The organism is Ruegeria sp. CH2 (assembly GCF_056537065.1).
This window is the reverse complement of the sequence record NZ_JBQFQV010000001.1, coordinates 445,024-461,506: the sequence shown is the minus strand read 5'-3', so window position 1 is coordinate 461,506 and position 16,483 is coordinate 445,024. Positions and strand designations below refer to the sequence as shown.

Sequence of the window (16,483 nt, the reverse complement as noted above, 5' to 3'; positions counted from 1 at the left end):
GCAGGGAAAAGAGGCGAAAGGCAGGAAATATGGGCGGATTTTTCGGAGGAATGGTCGCAGGGGCGATCGTTGTTTTGATCTTGGGTGCGGTCGTGTCGCTCAACACGCCGATGGTCAACACACCGGTTGTCGCGACCGAAGCACCAGCGCCGACGATTTCAGAAACACCAGAGGCGCCTACTGAACTTGCCGAGGATGTTTCTGATGCCGATCTGGTGGAACTGGCCCCGCGTGCGCCAGAAGCCGCCGATAATGCCAGCGAAGATCTGGCCGATTTGTCCGGGTTGGAAGCGTCATCCGAGCCGCTGCCCGAGGTTGGCAAAGTGGCCGAGGCTCCGAACGAGCCCGCTGCAACGGTGGCGACCGAAGTGTCCGTCATGACCGAAGCCCCCGCTGCGCCGCCCGAGCCCAGCCAGGTACCCGCAGTTCAGCAGGAACAGTCCGTGCCGGTTGTAATTGATGAAACCCCCACGCCGCCGACCGAGTCTGACACAACCGAGGTCGCAGTTCTTGAGCCCGAACCAAATCCGTTGCCACAGGTCGAGGCTGAACCACAAACAAAAGACACTACGACTGATAATTCGTTTGAAAGCAGTCCGATTGCGGTGGAAGGGGATGAAGATACCTTGCCCCGTGAGCTTCCGCGTATTGCTGCGCTGCCTCAGATCGGGGGAGAACAGGAAGAAAGTGCCAGTTCGATTGTCGGAAAACGTATCCTGCCGTTGACGGAACGCGATGATGAGCCTGTTGCAGAACAGGCGATTTCCGAACAGCCATCTGCGGAAAAACCGATTGAACGTTTTGCCGCCAAGTTCGAGAACCCGGAATCTAAGCCGCTGATGTCGATCATTCTGATTGATGACGAAGGCGCATTCGGCGCTGAAGCGTTGCAGGATTTCCCTTACCCGATCAGCTTTGCCGTGAACCCGTCTGATCCGGATGCGGCGGAAAAGATGGCACGGCACCGCGCGGCCGGGTTCGAAGTTCTGGCCCTTGCGGACTTGCCCGAGGCAGCAAGCGCGCAGGATGCCGAAGTTTCGCTGTCTGTGTGGCTGGATACATTGCCTGAAACAGTGGGTATTCTGGAAGGCGTGAACAGCGGCATTCAGGGAAATCGCAAGCTGGCCGATCAGGTCGCGGCGATTGCCGCCGGAACCGGACGAGGGTTGATCACACAGGACAATGGGCTGAATACTGTCCAGAAGTTGGCGGTTCGCAATGGCATTCCGTCCAGCGTTGTGTTCCGCGATATCGATGGGGCGCGACAGGATCCCAGAATCATGCGCCGGTTCCTGGATCAGGCCGCGTTCCGGGCTGGTCAGGAAGGAACCGTTGTCATGCTGGGGCGGGTACGGCCCGAGACAATCTCGGCCCTGTTGCTGTGGGGTCTTGAGGATCGTGGCAGCCGGGTAGCGATGGCACCGATCTCGGCCGTCTTGATGAAACAGATTCAGTGACTGTTTGAATCAGGGCGGTGATCAATTGATCAGCCGCCTTGTTCTTTAACCGTTGCCGTTTCCGGTGAACCGAGCGGCATCTTCCGCTGCGCGCCGTATGGCGTTTGACTTATGAACAGTCTCCATGAACTCGGCCTCGGGGTCGCTGTCATAGACAACACCGCCACCAGCCTGAATATAGAGTTTCTGATCCTTCACGATGGCCGTGCGCAGGGCAATGCACATGTCCATGTCACCGCCTGCGCTGAAATAGCCAACACCACCGCCATAGACGCCGCGTTTTTCCGGCTCAAGCTCGTCAATGATCTCCATCGCCCGCACTTTCGGCGCACCCGAGACGGTGCCCGCAGGCATCCCGGCAAAGAAGGCGTCCAGCGCATCTTTGTCTTCCGCCAGTTCACCCACCACGTTCGACACGATGTGCATCACATGGCTGTAGCGTTCGATGATGAACTCTTCGGTCGGGCGAACTGTGCCGATTTTGGACACGCGGCCGGTATCATTGCGCCCGAGGTCCAGAAGCATGAGATGTTCGGCCAGCTCTTTCTTATCGGCCAGCAGGTCAAGCTCGTTCGCCTTGTCTTCCTCGGGGGTCGCGCCACGGGGACGTGTGCCTGCAATCGGGCGAATGGTGACTTCGCTGCCGAACACCCGCACCAGAATCTCGGGGCTGGCCCCAACGACCTGAAAACCGCCGAAGTTGAAGTAGAACATAAACGGCGAGGGGTTGGTGCGCCGCAGCGAACGATAAAGCGCAAAAGGTGGCAGCGGAAAATCCTGCGTCCAACGCTGCGCTGGAACTACCTGGAAGATATCGCCAGCACGGATGTATTCCTTGGCCTTTTCAACTGCTTCCATATAGCCGGATTTGGTGAAGTTCGACACCGGCGCCGCAATTTCGCGCGCGTCGCCCAGATCACGGGTTTCGGCGGGCATCGCACGTTCCAGATCGCGGACCGCATCCATCACACGCTCGGCCGCCTGCGCATAGGCAGCTTTGGCAGATTGACCGTCGCTGGCCCAGGCGGGTGAAACCACCGTCACCTCGCCTTTGACGCCATCCAATACTGCGACAACAGACGGGCGCAACATGATCGCATCTGGCAGTCCCAGCGGATCGGGGTTCACGTTCGGCAGGTATTCGACCAGCCGGACCATGTCATAGCCCAGATATCCAAACAATCCGGCGGCAGCCTGAGGCAGGTCGTCTGGCAGTTCAATACGGCTTTCGGCCAGCAAGGCGCGCAGATTGTCCATCGGATTGCCGTCCTGCGCAGCAAAGGCGTCGGCGTCGAACCGCGCCGAGCGGTTCAACTCGCACGTTTCACCGTGACAGCGCCAGATCAGGTCCGGTTTCATGCCGATGATCGAATAGCGGCCACGCACCTCACCGCCCGTAACCGACTCCAGCATGAACGCATCTTTCTGCGCTCCCGTCAGTTTGAGCATCAACGATACGGGTGTGTCCAGATCGGCGGCGAGACGTGTGTAAACCACCTGGTTTTCGCCCGCTTCATAGGCGCGTGCGAAGGTATCGAAATCGGGTGTCAGGGCCATCTTGGTCTCGCTTAAAAGCTCGCCTGCACGGCGTTTAGCGCCTGCTGATCCACGACCGGGCGGGCGCGGGTCTGAGCGTCCCGTACGTATGCGTCAAAAATATTCTGCGACAGCGCCTGATCCATCTGCGTTGCCAGTGCGTCGCGCAACCGGCGCAGCTCGTCGGAATCCTCGGGGGGCAGAACCTCGTCCAGACGCACCAGCAAGGCTGCACCATTTCCACCAATGACGCGCAACTCACCGAGTTCCATCTGAAACACTTCATTCATGAAACTGGCGGGGACGTCATCAAGAAACGCGGTACGCGTCAGTGCGTTTTCAACGCGGAAGGGCAGGCCAGTCGCAGCGAAGTCACCATCAGTGGCCAGTTGGCTCAGTGCGGCGTTTGCTTTGTCCAGCAAGGCTTTGTTGGTCTCTGCCTGTACCCAGGCAGCGGCGACACGGTCGCGTGCGCTTTCCAGCGGTTCAGGGCGACGCGGCAGAACGTCGTTCAGGCGCAAGGCAAAGATCGATCCATCTTCGAGAAATGCGATTTCAGGGAAATCTCCTTCTTGCACGGCTTCGGCGGCCGCGCGGAACCCGTCATAGGCCGCTATGTCCTCGGCGCTGTCTCGGGTCCAGTCGATCTGACCCAGTTCCATTTCGGTTTCACTTGCCAGTTCTTCCAGGGTCGCACCGCCAGCCAGCATGTCGTTTATGTCTTCGGACTGAGACTCGATCAGGCGGCGGGCGCGTTCTGTCGCCAGTTCTTCGCGCAGGGCCGGTTCGGCCTCCTCAAAGGGAACGCTGTTTGCAGCCAGGGATCCGTTGACACGGAACAGGGCGGGGCCAAATACCGAAGGCAGAGGGCCAACAACAGCATCAAGCTCTGCCGCGAACACGGCGTCGGCGGCCTCGCCCAGATCCTCACGTGTCAGGTCGCCTAGATCGATATCGGAAAGTTCCAGATCACGATCGCGAACCAGTTGTTCAAAGGTCGTTCCGCCGACCTCAAGTTGCGCCTTGGCGTCGTTGGCTGCTTGTTCATCCGGGAAATTCAGGCGCTCGACCAGACGGCGTTCCGGTTGATTATATTCGTCCGACCGCTCTTCAAAAAGCTTGCGAAGGGAATCTTCGTCAACCTTAACCGTGTCCACCAACATGGCCGGAGACAGAATCGCATAAGTCAGCTGTTTGGTACGGGGCAGGGTGAACTGTTCAGCGTTTTCGTCATAGAAGGTCTGAATCTGCGCGTCAGTCGGCTCGGCCACGGGGGTTTCCAATGACTCGGTCCCTGCCGTCGCAACGGTAAAGCTGCGACGGGCGCCAATGTAGTTGGCCATCGTTTCTGTCACGGTGGCAGGCATTTCCACACCCCCCATGATCGCACCTTGAACGATCGTACGGGCGGATTCTTTGCGCAGGTCCGTCTCGAACTCGGAATCCGTCATGCCGACTTGTTCAAGCTGAAAGCGGTATGCCTCGCGGTCGAAACTGCCGTCTACGCCCTGAAAGGCCGGAACTGACACGATCTCTTTTTGCAGGTTCTCATCCCCTATGGAAATCCCAAGCTGGATCACCTCGTTGTCCAGCGCCGCCAAGGCCGTCAGGCGGGCAAGCGCGTTTCGGTCCAGCCCCAGATCGCGTGCCTGCGACATTTGCAGGGGCTGACCCGATTGCGCCTCAACCGCGCGGATCTCGCGCTGCAACTCGCGGACAAAGTCATCGATCGAGATGCTTTCATCACCAACCTGCGCCACGGTACGGACTGTGCCGCTCAGGTTGACGGCACCGAACCCCGCGAGCCCCAGCATGAGCATGCCCATCAGAATCCAGACAAAGGTTTTCGAAAGACTTTTAGCGCCTGCGGCCATGGTGCCCTCTTGTTATTACGGCAGCGTTCTGCCCTATCGGTTGCCGCCTTGAATACGACGCACACCGCCGGGGGGCAAGCTTAGAAGGACAGGCCCTGCAACCGTTCGAACAATTGGCCCAAACCTGTGCGGTCGAGGTTGGCGAAGGCAATGCGCACTTGCCGTTTCCCGTCCGGGTGGTGATCGGGCATGAACATGGTGCCGGGCAATAGCAGAACACCGGCTTCACGCACCAAACGCCGGGCAAGTTCGTCGGACGGAATGTCAAACGGGTGCTCCAGATAGGCGAAATACGCCCCAAGTCCCAAAAGACGCCAGCCTTTAGCTTCCAGTGCGGGTATCCTCTCAAGGATGGCAGCGCGACGGTCGAGTATTTCGTCGCGTTCGCCTGCCAGCCATTGCGACAAGTTCTGCATACCCCAAAGCGCGGCGAACTGTCCGATCTGACCGGGGCAAATGGCAACAGTGTCGAGAAACTTCTCGACCTCAGCCAGAAGTGCGGTGCCCGTTGCAATTGCGCCGACCCTGTGGCCCGTCAGCCTGTAGGCCTTGGAGAAGGAATAAAGGTGGATCAGCGTCTGATCCCAGTCTGGTTGCTGGAACAGGTCATGTGGTGGCCCGCTGCGACTGTCGAAGTCACGGTAGGTTTCGTCGACGATCAGGTGAATCCCGGTTTCGCTCGCAAGCTCAAAGAAGGCGCGGACAAGGTCTGCCGGGTATTCAACGCCGCCGGGATTGTTGGGCGTGACCAGAGCGATGGCGCGTGTTTTGTCCGTGATCAGCGCGCGTGCGCGCTCAGGATCGGGCAGCAAATCGTCGCCGGTCTTCAGGTCCACAGCGTGGACACCCGACATATCCAGCCACATTTTATGATTGAAATACCACGGGGTTGGTAGAATGACCTCATCCCCTTCGCCGGTGATGGCCGATATCACTGCTGAAAACGCCTGATTGCAGCCTGAGGTGATAGCAACCTGAGGTGCCCCAACCCTTGCTGCGTAGTGCGTGCTGATCTGCGCAGCCAGTTCCGCGCGAAGATTGTCGTTTCCCAGCACAGGGCCATAAAGATGCGCATGGTCTTCGCGCACGGTAAATTCGGCCATAGCCTCGCGCAAGGCCAGTGGCGGCGGGTCAACCGGCGCCGCCTGGCTTACGTTGATCAGCGGGCGTTCGGGTGGGAACGCAACGCCCTCGAGCCATCGGCGCGCTTCCATCACTGGCGGCGCGAATGTTGCGGCGGTCCGGCTGAGCGTCATGTGCTGCCTACTGATCTGATTTCAATCGGTGCCGCGATAGGGCTCGACATATTGAAGGGCCATGTCCCACGGGAAAAAGATCCATGTGTCCTGACTGACTTCGGTGATGAACGTATCCACCATAGGGCGTCCCTTGGGCTTGGCATAAACCGTCGCAAAATGCGCGTTCGGATACATCTCTCGAACCAGTTCCAGGGTTTTCCCGCTGTCCACAAGATCGTCGATGATCAGAATTCCGGTTCCGTCGCCCATTAACTCGGCATCGGGTGCTTTCAGAACTTCCGCCTCACCCTGAGCTTGATGGTGGTAGGATTTGACGCTGACCGTATCGACAGTACGAATATCCAGTTCCCGGCTGACGATCATCGCAGGGGCCATGCCGCCACGGGTGATCGCCACAACAGCACGCCAGCTGCCATCATCGGGGCCTTGCCCGTCCAGACGCCACGCCAATGCGCGCGAGTCGCGGTGGATCTGGTCCCAGCTGATGTGAAATCCTTTTTCGTGCGGCAGGCGGTCCTTAGCGCTCATGTTCTTAACCTTTTTCCACGTCAGGGGCGTCAACGGCCTTCATTCCGACAATATGGTAACCCGAATCCACGTGCAGATTCTCTCCGGTGACGCCGCTGCTGAGGTCCGACAACAGGTACAGGGCCGACTTGCCGACATCGTCAATGGTCACGTTGCGGCGCAGCGGAGAGTTGTACTCGTTCCATTTCATGATGTAGCGAAAATCGCCAATGCCGCTGGCAGCCAGGGTTTTGATCGGGCCGGCCGAGATCGCGTTCACGCGAATACCGTCCTTGCCCAGGTCCTCGGCCAGATACTTTACTGACGCCTCCAGCGCGGCCTTGGCAACACCCATCACGTTATAGTGGGGCATCACCTGCTCGGCTCCGTAATAGGTCAGTGTTATGGCACTGCCGCCTTCGGACATCATCTTTTCCGCGCGCTGCATAACCGCGGTGAACGAATAGACGGAGACATCCATTGTCAGCGTGAAGTTGGCCCGGCTGGTATCCACATAACGTCCACGCAATTCGTTCTTGTCAGAAAACCCGATGGCGTGAACGATAAAGTCCAGCTTGCCCCATTTCTCTTCCAGCGCCGAGAAAAGCCCATCAATTGAAGCCTCATCGCTCACGTCGCAGGGCAGAACAATTTCGCTGCCCAATTGCGCAGCCAGCGGGTCCACACGTTTTTTTAAAGCGTCACCCTGATAAGAAAAGGCAAGTTCAGCTCCGGCTTCGGACAAGGCGCGGGCGATTCCCCATGCGATTGATTTGTCATTGGCCAGTCCCATGATGAGGCCACGTTTGCCGGCCATCAACTGATTTGACATGTTTGGTTCTCCGCCTGTCTTCGCGTTAGATTGGCATGGTTTATGCCATTGGTAGCGCTGCATCAAGGCCGTGCGCTCTTGCTCGCAGCGGGTTCTCGCCTTAGGCTCGTCATTAATACTTTCCAGGGGATGGAAATGACCGAGCGTGATGGCATCTTTGCTGGCTCCGATCCGTTTGAAATTGCGGCCCGGTGGTTAGCTGAGGCTGAAGAAACTGAATCGAATGATCCGAATGCGATTGCGCTTGCAACCGTTGACCCGGATGGTTTGCCAAATGCACGCATGGTTCTGCTGAAAGAAATCGAAGCGGATTCATTTGTATTCTATACAAACTACGAAAGCGTCAAAGCGAGTGAGCTGGATACGTCGGAAAAAGCTGCATTTGTAATGCATTGGAAATCTTTGCGGCGTCAACTTCGTGTTCGTGGTACAGTATGTCGTGAAAACGGGCCCCAGGCTGATGCGTATTATGCATCAAGGTCATTGAAAAGCCGGTTGGGTGCCTGGGCTTCAAAGCAGTCACAACCGCTTTCAAGTCGGACAGCTTTGATGGCAGAGGTCGCGAAAGTGACCGCTAAACTTGGGCCGAATCCACCTCGTCCTCCATTCTGGGGCGGGTACCGATTAACGCCGACAGAGATTGAGTTCTGGGCCGATGGAGCATTTCGCTTGCATGACCGGTTCAGATGGCAGCGAATTGAGCCGGGATCGGCATGGCATGTTGAAAGGTTGAATCCATGACGTTCACGTGTCGTGAAATGCAACAAGCAGAAAGTAAACAATTTTTTCGGCTTGAAATTGTCTGCCAATCCCATAAACAACAGACCCTTAACGAACTGCTAAAATTCGCGATGGGAAAACCGTGCCAGAAGACCTGAACAACATGTATCGCGTCCGTGGACACGTGAAATGGTTCGATCCCGCCAAGGGATACGGCTTTGTTGTGTCTGACGAAGGCGGCCCGGATATTCTGTTGCATGTGAACGTATTGCGCAATTTCGGCCAAAGTTCCGTCGCGGACGGAGCGGGTATCGAGATCATGACACACCGCACGGACAGAGGTGTTCAGGCGGTTGAGGTTGTTGCAATTGACCCGCCAGCGCGCGCCGAGTCGATGATGTTGGCCGATTTCGCCGAGTTGGATCCGGACGCTATTGCAGAAGCCCCTCTGGAGGCCGCGCGGGTGAAGTGGTTCGACAAAGGCAAGGGCTTCGGGTTCGCAAATGTTTTTGGGCGCGGTGAAGACGTGTTCTTGCATATCGAAGTGTTGCGGCGCTCGGGGCTTGCTGACCTCCAGCCCGGAGAGGCGCTTGCGATGCGCGTAATTGATGGCAAGCGCGGCCGAATGGCGGCGCAGGTTCTCGCCTGGGAAGCCGCGCTGGACGGCTGACACTTCGATGACTCGTTTTCTGGTATTCTGGACACTTCTGATCACACTGTGGACAGGGGGGGCGTTTGCTGCGTGCAGCGTTGATCATATCACTCTCCGAAACGACAGCGCGACAATCCGATTTGACGTGGAAATTGCGGTTACGCCTCAGGAACGGTCAAAGGGGTTGATGTTTCGCGAGTCGTTGCCGAATCGATCCGGTATGCTGTTCGTGTTCGATCCACCGCAACCTGTCGCGTTCTGGATGAAGAACACACTGATTCCGCTCGACATGATATTTTTGGACCGTACGGGCACAGTGTCACACGTGCATGAGCGTGCGATTCCCGGCGATCTGACACCGATTGAAGGTGGGGATGCCGTTTTTGCGGTGCTGGAAATCAATGCCGGATTGTCCGCGCGCTACTCTATCGGCGTCGGCACTCAGATGCAGCACGAAATTTTTTCGCAAGGTCCTGCGATTTGGCCCTGTTAGGGCTTTTCAAATCAGATTGTCATCGTTAGGAAGGCGCACGGTCCGGGGCGTGGCGCAGTCTGGTAGCGCACCTGTTTTGGGTACAGGGGGTCGTAGGTTCGAATCCTGCCGCCCCGACCACTTCCTTCACATTCTCATGTGGGCGTTCCGCCCATCGCCAGATACAACGAGCTGATCGCCTGATCCAGCGCGTCACTTTCCAGTGGAACCTCAACGATTGCACCGGTTTTCTGCGGCACTTTAAAGTACGATCGTGCGTCGACGCGATAGCCGGAACCTGTTTTTGACGATGTCAGGCGCATGACACTTTGGGGCAGGTCCTGCGGAAATCCGTCATAGTTCAGAATCAAATAGGCTGCCGCTTTTGGGGGCAGGTATTCGCTGCACTCAAAAGCCTGTTTGCCGATTTTCTCAAATACCTTGCCGGGTCCAGAACAACTGGATTCAAATGCCTCAAACAACCTTTGAGGCTGCGTTTCGAACAGCGCGCTACGTGACGGGGTGGGCGTTTCTTGTGGCGTGCAGGCCACGATACAGGCCAACGCGGGGATAAAGCGAAGCAACTTCATTCATTTGGCCTTTCTCATTCCGAAGTGAACCTTTGGTCGTTCAGCGTGGGTTCGACAGACCCGGCGAAGATGATTCCTTTACAGCCTAACCAGCGCGGCGTTGGTTGATCAAATACAGATAACTATGCTGGTAAAAACGGTAATTCGATTTGAGACTTCGAGTTGTGACCGAAAATTTACCGAAGGCGAGCCTGTGGAGGAATCGGACCTTGAGTTTCACACCCCTCGTGTCTGGGTCTGGTCAACAAAAAAGATTTCAAATTTGGCTGAAAAAGGGCGTTGACCTTCTATGGCAATATACGTCAAATTGTATGAGCCGAAGAGATTGCCACAATATCTGGTGTTCAAGCCGGGACGGCAACAGGCGAGGGTCGGATAAGCACAGTCTATTAACGTGCAGCCGTTGTAACGGTTTTTTCGCTGTCCAAAACAGCGACCAGTACCTTTGCGCGCTTCTGTCGGCGTTGCGGGTGGTGCTCCGCAACTCAAAATGTAGTGCCGTGAACCGAAAATTAGGCGGAATTTAACTAGGGCTGCGGACATGAAGATTGAAAGAAAATTCACCAAACCAGATCAGGATGCCTATTCGGAACTGGATTTTGTGTCTGCGACATCTGAAATCCGAAACCCCGATGGAACCATTGTGTTCCGCCTGGAAGGGATCGAAGTTCCGTCAACCTGGTCGCAGGTGGCAAGCGACGTGATTGCCCAGAAGTATTTTCGCAAGGCTGGTGTCCCGTCCAAACTGACCAAAGTTAAGGAAAAAGACGTTCCTGAATTCCTGTGGCGGTCGGTTCCCGCTGAAGATGCTGAATTCGACGGCGAAATTTCCTCCAAGCAGGTCTTTGACCGGCTGGCCGGTGCGTGGGCATACTGGGGGTGGAAAGGTGGCTACTTTTCGACCGAAGAGGATGCGCGCGCCTATTTCGACGAAATGCGGTACATGCTGGCGACTCAGCGCGCCGCCCCAAACAGCCCGCAATGGTTCAATACTGGCCTGCACTGGGCCTATGGAATCGACGGTCCGGCGCAAGGGCACCACTATGTCGACTACAAGACCGGCAAACTGACCAAATCCAAATCCGCCTACGAACATCCGCAGCCACATGCCTGCTTCATCCAGTCCGTCGATGATGATCTGGTGAACGAAGGCGGCATCATGGATCTGTGGGTGCGCGAAGCACGGTTGTTCAAATACGGCTCGGGCACCGGGACCAACTTCAGCCATCTGCGTGCGGAAGGTGAGGCACTGTCGGGTGGCGGCAAATCCTCGGGCCTGATGGGCTTTCTCAAGATCGGCGACCGCGCCGCTGGCGCGATCAAATCAGGCGGGACAACCCGTCGGGCAGCAAAGATGGTTATTGTCGATGCGGATCACCCCGATATCGAACAATTCATCGAATGGAAGGTAATCGAAGAGCAGAAAGTGGCCTCGATCGTTGCCGGATCGAAGATGCACGAGAAGATGCTGAACGGTATTTTCGAGGCCATTCGCTCATGGGACGGTGCTGCCGAGGATGCCTATGATCCCAACAAGAACGAAGCGCTGAAAAAGGCGATCCGCGAGGCGAAAAAGGTAGCAATCCCCGAGACTTACATCAAACGTGTGTTGGATTATGCCAAGCAGGGTCACGACAGCATCGAATTCCCGACATATGACACGGACTGGGACTCGGAAGCCTATAGCTCGGTTTCGGGCCAGAACTCGAACAACTCCATCCGCGTGACCAATGCGTTTCTGACCGCTGTTGAGAAAGACGCCGATTGGGAGCTGATCAACCGCACCGATGGCAAGGTTGCCAAGACGGTCAAGGCGAGGGACCTGTGGGAGAAAGTCGGCCACGCCGCTTGGGCCTGTGCCGATCCGGGCATCCAGTTCCATGACACGGTGAACGAGTGGCACACATGCCCCGAAGATGGTGAGATCCGCGGCTCAAACCCGTGCTCGGAATACATGTTCCTCGATGACACGGCCTGTAACCTTGCCTCGATGAACCTGCTGACCTTCCTCAAGGATGGTGAGTTCCAGGCGGCGGATTATATGCATGCCTCTCGCCTGTGGACCCTGACGCTGGAAATCTCGGTAACCATGGCGCAATTCCCGTCAAAGGAAATCGCGCAGCTGTCGTACGACTTCCGCACTCTGGGCCTGGGTTACGCAAACATTGGCGGCCTGCTGATGAACATGGGCTACAGCTATGACTCGGACGAGGGGCGGGCGATCTGCGGTGCCCTGACCGCGATCATGACCGGTGTGGCATATGCCACTTCAGCTGAAATTGCCGGTGAGCTTGGCCCGTTCAAGGGATACAAGCGCAATGCCGACCATATGCTGCGCGTTATCCGCAACCATCGCCGCGCGGCGCAGGGTGTGACCGAGGGGTATGAGAAGCTGGCCGTCAAGCCGGTGCCTCTGGACCATGGTAACTGCCCCGACAAGCGTTTGGTCGATCTGGCCATGTCGGCGTGGGATGAGGCGCTGAGCCTTGGCGAGCAGAACGGTTACCGCAACGCACAGGCCACTGTGATTGCCCCCACCGGCACCATCGGTCTGGTGATGGACTGCGACACCACGGGAATCGAGCCCGATTTTGCGCTGGTGAAGTTCAAGAAGCTGGCAGGCGGCGGTTACTTCAAGATCATCAACCGCTCGGTACCTTCTGCGCTGGAAAAGCTTGGCTATTCCTCGTCGCAGATCGAAGAGATTGTATCCTATGCGGTCGGCCACGGCACCATCGGCAACGCGCCGGGGATCAACCACACTTCACTGACGGGTCATGGCTTTGGCCCGAACGAGTTGGCCAAGGTGGATGCCGCGCTGGAAAGCGCCTTCGACATCCGGTTCGTCTTCAACCAGTGGACACTGGGCGAAGATTTCTGCACCGGTGTTCTGGGCATTCCAGCGACCAAGCTGAATGACCCAACGTTTGATCTGCTGCGCCATCTGGGCTTTACCAAGGCGGATATCGACGCGGCGAACGATCATGTCTGCGGAACCATGACTCTGGAAGGTGCACCGCATCTGAAGGAAGAACACTACGCGATCTTCGACTGCGCCAACCCGTGCGGCAAGAAAGGCAAGCGTTTCCTTGGGGTTGACAGCCACATCACCATGATGGCGGCGGCACAAAGTTTTATTTCGGGCGCGATCAGCAAAACGATCAACATGCCGAATGATGCGACAATCGAGGATTGCCAGAAGGCCTATGAGCTTAGCTGGTCGCTGGGTGTAAAGGCCAACGCGCTGTACCGCGACGGCTCGAAACTGTCTCAGCCCCTTGCGGCTGCGCTGGTCGAGGATGATGACGAGGCGGCCGAGGTGCTGGAAAGCGGCTCTGCACAGGAAAAAGCCGTCGTTCTCGCCGAGAAGGTGATCGAGAAAGTTGTGGTCAAGGAAATCATCCGCAGCCATCGCGAGAAACTGCCGCATCGCCGCAAGGGGTATACTCAGAAGGCAATCGTTGGCGGCCACAAGGTGTACTTGCGCACGGGTGAGTTTGAAGACGGTCAATTGGGCGAGATTTTCATCGACATGCACAAGGAAGGCGCTGGCTTCCGGGCGATGATGAACAACTTTGCCATCGCCGTGTCGGTCGGCCTGCAATATGGCGTGCCGCTGGAGGAGTTTGTCGACGCCTTCACCTTTACCAAGTTCGAACCGGCAGGGATGGTGCAAGGCAACGACTCGATCAAGAACGCGACTTCGATCCTGGATTACATCTTCCGCGAACTGGCCGTGTCTTATCTGGACCGTACCGATCTCGCCCATGTGAAACCCGAGGGTGCTACCTTTGATGATCTTGGCCGCGGAGAAGAGGAAGGCGTTTCCAATGTCTCGGAAATCAGTGAAACTGCGGCGTCCAAGTCTTTGGAAGTGTTGAAACAAATCAGCTCGACCGGGTATCTGCGCAAGCGTCTGCCGCAGGATTTGATGGTGTTAAACGGCAGTTATGGCGACGTGGCCGGAATGTCGGAAACAGCAACTGTGTTCGAAGCGCCTGCCACCGAAACGGCAGTGGCAACCGGAATGGACGCCCGCACCAAAGCCAAGATGCAGGGCTATGAGGGCGACCCCTGTGGCGAATGCGGAAACTACACGCTGGTGCGTAACGGCACTTGCATGAAGTGCAACACCTGCGGCGCGACAAGCGGGTGTAGCTGACTTTAACGCCCCGGCACCCCGGGGCGTAGGGGTCGGACGCTGCCCTAAGTAACCGACCCCGACGAATACGGAGAACAGGTCTGAGACTTACCGACTGACCTTTCTCCACTCGGCCGACATGCCCGTGTTGGCCGGGAACAGGGTGGGGCGGAATATTTGCTCCCTCCCACTCTTTCAAGGGGCGGGTGCGCTCGCCCCATGCGCAGTCCAGGCCGCAGGCAAAAAAACACCGGGCGGTCAACGAAATGAGCCTGGAAGGCGAAACTGACAGGGGGCTTCGGCCCCCTTTCTTTTTACCCGCCGAGTCGTCCCGAATAAGCGCCACATTGCCGGATTGAGGTGGTCCTGTCGGGCAAGAGCCGCCGATACAGGTTTTGCCGCCTTCTTCAGGCGGAGGGCCGCAAACCCGACTCGGGCAAACACGCGAAGATTGGCGTGAAATCACGAAACTCTACCAAAGCGCGTGACGCGCCGGGGTGTCCATGTGCTTCTGGGCGCTGTCCGGACGTAAACACAAACACACCTTTCAGGAGGCACTGAAATGAAATCGCATTATTTGATCGGGCTTTCCGTGGCCGTTCTGGGCTTGCCCGGCGTTGCTTCGGCCCAATCCTCAGCCGATACCAACGGTGATGGTCTTTTGACCATCGAGGAAATTCAGGCAGTCGTACCGGAAATCAACGCTGACACTTTCTCGGCCATGGATGCCAATGGTGACGGAGCGTTGGATGCAGACGAGGTCGCGATCGCGCAGGAGGCAGGATTGCTGCCGCCCAGCGACGGGTAGGCATCGAGTGAACAGGCGGCCCGATCCATTTCGGGCCGCCTTTTCCATCACCTTAGGCGGGAAGATGGATTTTGAATTTTTTCCGAATCTCGGCGTCCAGAACCGGGTCGAACCTTGCAGGGGAAGGGGTGGAAAGGATTTCCTCTTTCCGGGCTACGGCTTTTTCCACCAGATCGGGCTTGCCAAGCTCCACCCACTCTTTCGGCGAGGAGCGATCTCCGAATGTTGGATAGACGTAATCTGACTGCATCCGGCTCAGCGTTGCGTCAGTTCCCAGATAGTGGCCTGGGCCGCCCATGCATACCGCCGCCATTTGATCCAGTGCCAGCGTGTCATCCGTCACCTCGATCCCGCGTACACAGCGTAGCGCCTGTCCGATCAGATCGTCGCTGAGGATCAGGCTTTCCAGGCAGAACCCCAGCAACGAGGCATGCATCCCGGCCGCCTCATATACCATGTTCAGACCGGACAGACCTGCCATGACATTCGAACACATCTGTTCCCAGCCGGCCTGCATATCGGGCAGTTTCGAATCCGATGCGCCAGCCGCAGCACCGCCCGGAAGGTCATAGAACCGGTGCATCTGGGCACATCCGGCAGTCAGAAGGGCCTGTTCCCCTGACCCGATCGACATGGCACCGGTCCGCAGGTCCAGACCAAATGGCCAGGTGCCAAAAATCGCCGGGGCACCGGGACTTACGGCATTAACATAAACCAATCCCGCCAGGCATTCCGCAGTTGCTTGCGTGATCGCACCGGCGATGGTCGACGGCGCTGTGGCACCGGCCATACCGGCAGATAGCAACAAGACAGGCATACCGGCCTTGATGCATGCTTCCATCACTTCGCAGCTTTCGGTTGCGAATTTCATTGGAGGAACAACAAAGCAGTTCGAGTTCGAAATGAAGGGTCGCTCGCGAAATTTGTCTTCACCGCCCGCAATCATATAGATCATCTCCATCGCTGGAGCGACGTGGCTTGGCTCGGTGAAGGATGTCCCGACATGTTTGAAGGACCCCGAACAGCAGGCGTAAATCGTGTTGAGGTCCATTTCGAGGTTGTCGGCGATGTCACGACAGACCATTGGCCGTTGCACAAAGTGAATGTTATCAAGCTGTTGGCAGATACGTGCGGCATCGTGCAGATCTTGCACGGTGGAATGGCGATATTCCCGACCGTGCACGTCAACCATGGACACGGCGGCTCCGGCCGTACCGTAGTGCACTTTGGTGCCGGACAATTCCAGATCGGTGTTTCCATCCCGGCTGTACAAAGTGACCGAGCGGTTCGCCTTTGCAATCGTGTCCTCGACAAGGGCGCGCGGGAAACGGATACGGCCATCGTCGCCCAAGGTGCAGCCCGCACCGACCAGATAGTCAATGCCACTTTGCGGGGCGTCCGCCAGGCCAATGGTTTCAAGCGCGGTCAGTGCTGCTTCGTGGATGCGTTCGATCTGCGCCTGCGTCAGTACATTCAGGACGCCGCCTTCCATTCCGGGGCGGACTGGTCGCAGGTGTTCGGGCAGCGCGGTTGCACGGGCAGCACGGCGCGCGGCGCGGCCGCCACTGCGCGATGAATTGCGGGGTTGGTCGTTCATTTCAAGAATCCGGTCGTTGAGTGATGTCTTAAGGTGTC

Annotated in this window: 13 protein-coding genes and 1 tRNA gene; 7 read left to right on the top strand and 7 right to left on the bottom strand. The window is 57.4% G+C overall.

Annotation, left to right across the window (positions count from 1 at the left end; genetic code table 11):
* The first annotated feature begins 29 nt into the window (after positions 1-29).
* Positions 30-1,457 (top strand): divergent polysaccharide deacetylase family protein, encoded by a 1,428-nt coding sequence (locus tag ACR0M9_RS02275; RefSeq protein ID WP_480772750.1) that lies wholly within the window; start codon positions 30-32, stop codon positions 1,455-1,457.
* 45 nt (positions 1,458-1,502) lie between these two features.
* Here the strand turns inward: ACR0M9_RS02275 and trpE are convergent, their stop codons facing one another.
* From trpE to fabI, 5 genes are all read right to left on the bottom strand, one after another.
* On the bottom strand, positions 1,503-3,014 hold the full coding sequence (trpE, locus tag ACR0M9_RS02270) for an anthranilate synthase component I (protein ID WP_480772749.1): 1,512 nt from the start codon (positions 3,012-3,014) through the stop codon (positions 1,503-1,505).
* An 11-nt stretch (positions 3,015-3,025) separates the two neighbouring features.
* Positions 3,026-4,867: a peptidyl-prolyl cis-trans isomerase gene (locus ACR0M9_RS02265; RefSeq protein WP_480772748.1), complete on the bottom strand. Its 1,842-nt coding sequence runs from the start codon at positions 4,865-4,867 to the stop codon at positions 3,026-3,028.
* 80 nt (positions 4,868-4,947) lie between these two features.
* Positions 4,948-6,123, bottom strand: a complete 1,176-nt coding sequence (locus ACR0M9_RS02260; RefSeq protein WP_480772747.1) for an aminotransferase — start codon at positions 6,121-6,123, stop codon at positions 4,948-4,950.
* 21 nt (positions 6,124-6,144) lie between these two features.
* Positions 6,145-6,654 carry a xanthine phosphoribosyltransferase gene (gene gpt, locus ACR0M9_RS02255; protein ID WP_480772746.1) on the bottom strand — a complete coding sequence of 170 codons (510 nt, stop codon included), beginning with the start codon at positions 6,652-6,654 and terminating at the stop codon, positions 6,145-6,147.
* 4 nt (positions 6,655-6,658) lie between these two features.
* On the bottom strand, positions 6,659-7,465 hold the full coding sequence (gene fabI, locus ACR0M9_RS02250) for an enoyl-ACP reductase FabI (protein WP_267365343.1): 807 nt from the start codon (positions 7,463-7,465) through the stop codon (positions 6,659-6,661).
* Between the two features lie 135 nt (positions 7,466-7,600).
* Here fabI and pdxH point away from each other — a divergent pair, with 135 nt between their 5' ends.
* The 4 genes from pdxH to ACR0M9_RS02230 all read left to right on the top strand — a co-directional run bounded on the left by pdxH (position 7,601) and on the right by ACR0M9_RS02230 (position 9,450).
* Positions 7,601-8,206 carry a pyridoxamine 5'-phosphate oxidase gene (gene pdxH, locus ACR0M9_RS02245; RefSeq protein ID WP_480772745.1) on the top strand — a complete coding sequence of 202 codons (606 nt, stop codon included), beginning with the start codon at positions 7,601-7,603 and terminating at the stop codon, positions 8,204-8,206.
* 142 nt (positions 8,207-8,348) lie between these two features.
* A complete protein-coding gene (locus ACR0M9_RS02240; protein WP_245220458.1) occupies positions 8,349-8,855 on the top strand; it encodes a cold-shock protein in 507 nt (168 codons plus the stop codon).
* Between the two features lie 7 nt (positions 8,856-8,862).
* The gene (locus ACR0M9_RS02235; RefSeq protein ID WP_480545549.1) at positions 8,863-9,330 is read left to right on the top strand and encodes a DUF192 domain-containing protein; all 468 of its coding nucleotides are present in this window, start codon (positions 8,863-8,865) and stop codon (positions 9,328-9,330) included.
* 43 nt (positions 9,331-9,373) lie between these two features.
* A tRNA-Pro gene (locus tag ACR0M9_RS02230) sits at positions 9,374-9,450 on the top strand.
* 14 nt (positions 9,451-9,464) lie between these two features.
* Here ACR0M9_RS02230 and ACR0M9_RS02225 read toward each other — a convergent pair.
* Positions 9,465-9,899, bottom strand: a complete 435-nt coding sequence (locus ACR0M9_RS02225; RefSeq protein WP_267365347.1) for a hypothetical protein — start codon at positions 9,897-9,899, stop codon at positions 9,465-9,467.
* A 541-nt stretch (positions 9,900-10,440) separates the two neighbouring features.
* Between ACR0M9_RS02225 and ACR0M9_RS02220 the strand changes: the two genes are divergently transcribed.
* The gene (locus ACR0M9_RS02220) at positions 10,441-14,061 is read left to right on the top strand and encodes a vitamin B12-dependent ribonucleotide reductase (RefSeq protein WP_480564615.1); all 3,621 of its coding nucleotides are present in this window, start codon (positions 10,441-10,443) and stop codon (positions 14,059-14,061) included.
* Between the two features lie 541 nt (positions 14,062-14,602).
* Positions 14,603-14,848, top strand: a complete 246-nt coding sequence (locus tag ACR0M9_RS02215) for an EF-hand domain-containing protein (RefSeq protein ID WP_480472945.1) — start codon at positions 14,603-14,605, stop codon at positions 14,846-14,848.
* A gap of 52 nt (positions 14,849-14,900) precedes the next feature.
* On the opposite strand, the gene ACR0M9_RS02210 is transcribed toward ACR0M9_RS02215, so the two are convergent.
* Positions 14,901-16,445, bottom strand: a complete 1,545-nt coding sequence (locus tag ACR0M9_RS02210; protein ID WP_480480795.1) for a trimethylamine methyltransferase family protein — start codon at positions 16,443-16,445, stop codon at positions 14,901-14,903.
* Between the last annotated feature and the right edge of the window lie 38 nt (positions 16,446-16,483).

Excerpts from the sequence above, each read along its gene's own strand:
- ACR0M9_RS02210 (WP_480480795.1), bottom strand. The coding sequence starts at position 16,445 with ATGAACGACCAACCCCGCAATTCATCGCGCAGTGGCGGCCGCGCCGCG.
- pdxH (WP_480772745.1), top strand. The coding sequence starts at position 7,601 with ATGACCGAGCGTGATGGCATCTTTGCTGGCTCCGATCCGTTTGAAATT.
- ACR0M9_RS02275 (WP_480772750.1), top strand. The coding sequence starts at position 30 with ATGGGCGGATTTTTCGGAGGAATGGTCGCAGGGGCGATCGTTGTTTTG.
- ACR0M9_RS02235 (WP_480545549.1), top strand. The coding sequence starts at position 8,863 with ATGACTCGTTTTCTGGTATTCTGGACACTTCTGATCACACTGTGGACA.
- ACR0M9_RS02240 (WP_245220458.1), top strand. The coding sequence starts at position 8,349 with ATGTATCGCGTCCGTGGACACGTGAAATGGTTCGATCCCGCCAAGGGA.
- fabI (WP_267365343.1), bottom strand. The coding sequence starts at position 7,465 with ATGTCAAATCAGTTGATGGCCGGCAAACGTGGCCTCATCATGGGACTG.
- ACR0M9_RS02260 (WP_480772747.1), bottom strand. The coding sequence starts at position 6,123 with ATGACGCTCAGCCGGACCGCCGCAACATTCGCGCCGCCAGTGATGGAA.
- ACR0M9_RS02215 (WP_480472945.1), top strand. The coding sequence starts at position 14,603 with ATGAAATCGCATTATTTGATCGGGCTTTCCGTGGCCGTTCTGGGCTTG.
- ACR0M9_RS02220 (WP_480564615.1), top strand. The coding sequence starts at position 10,441 with ATGAAGATTGAAAGAAAATTCACCAAACCAGATCAGGATGCCTATTCG.
- ACR0M9_RS02265 (WP_480772748.1), bottom strand. The coding sequence starts at position 4,867 with ATGGCCGCAGGCGCTAAAAGTCTTTCGAAAACCTTTGTCTGGATTCTG.
- gpt (WP_480772746.1), bottom strand. The coding sequence starts at position 6,654 with ATGAGCGCTAAGGACCGCCTGCCGCACGAAAAAGGATTTCACATCAGC.
- ACR0M9_RS02225 (WP_267365347.1), bottom strand. The coding sequence starts at position 9,899 with ATGAAGTTGCTTCGCTTTATCCCCGCGTTGGCCTGTATCGTGGCCTGC.
- trpE (WP_480772749.1), bottom strand. The coding sequence starts at position 3,014 with ATGGCCCTGACACCCGATTTCGATACCTTCGCACGCGCCTATGAAGCG.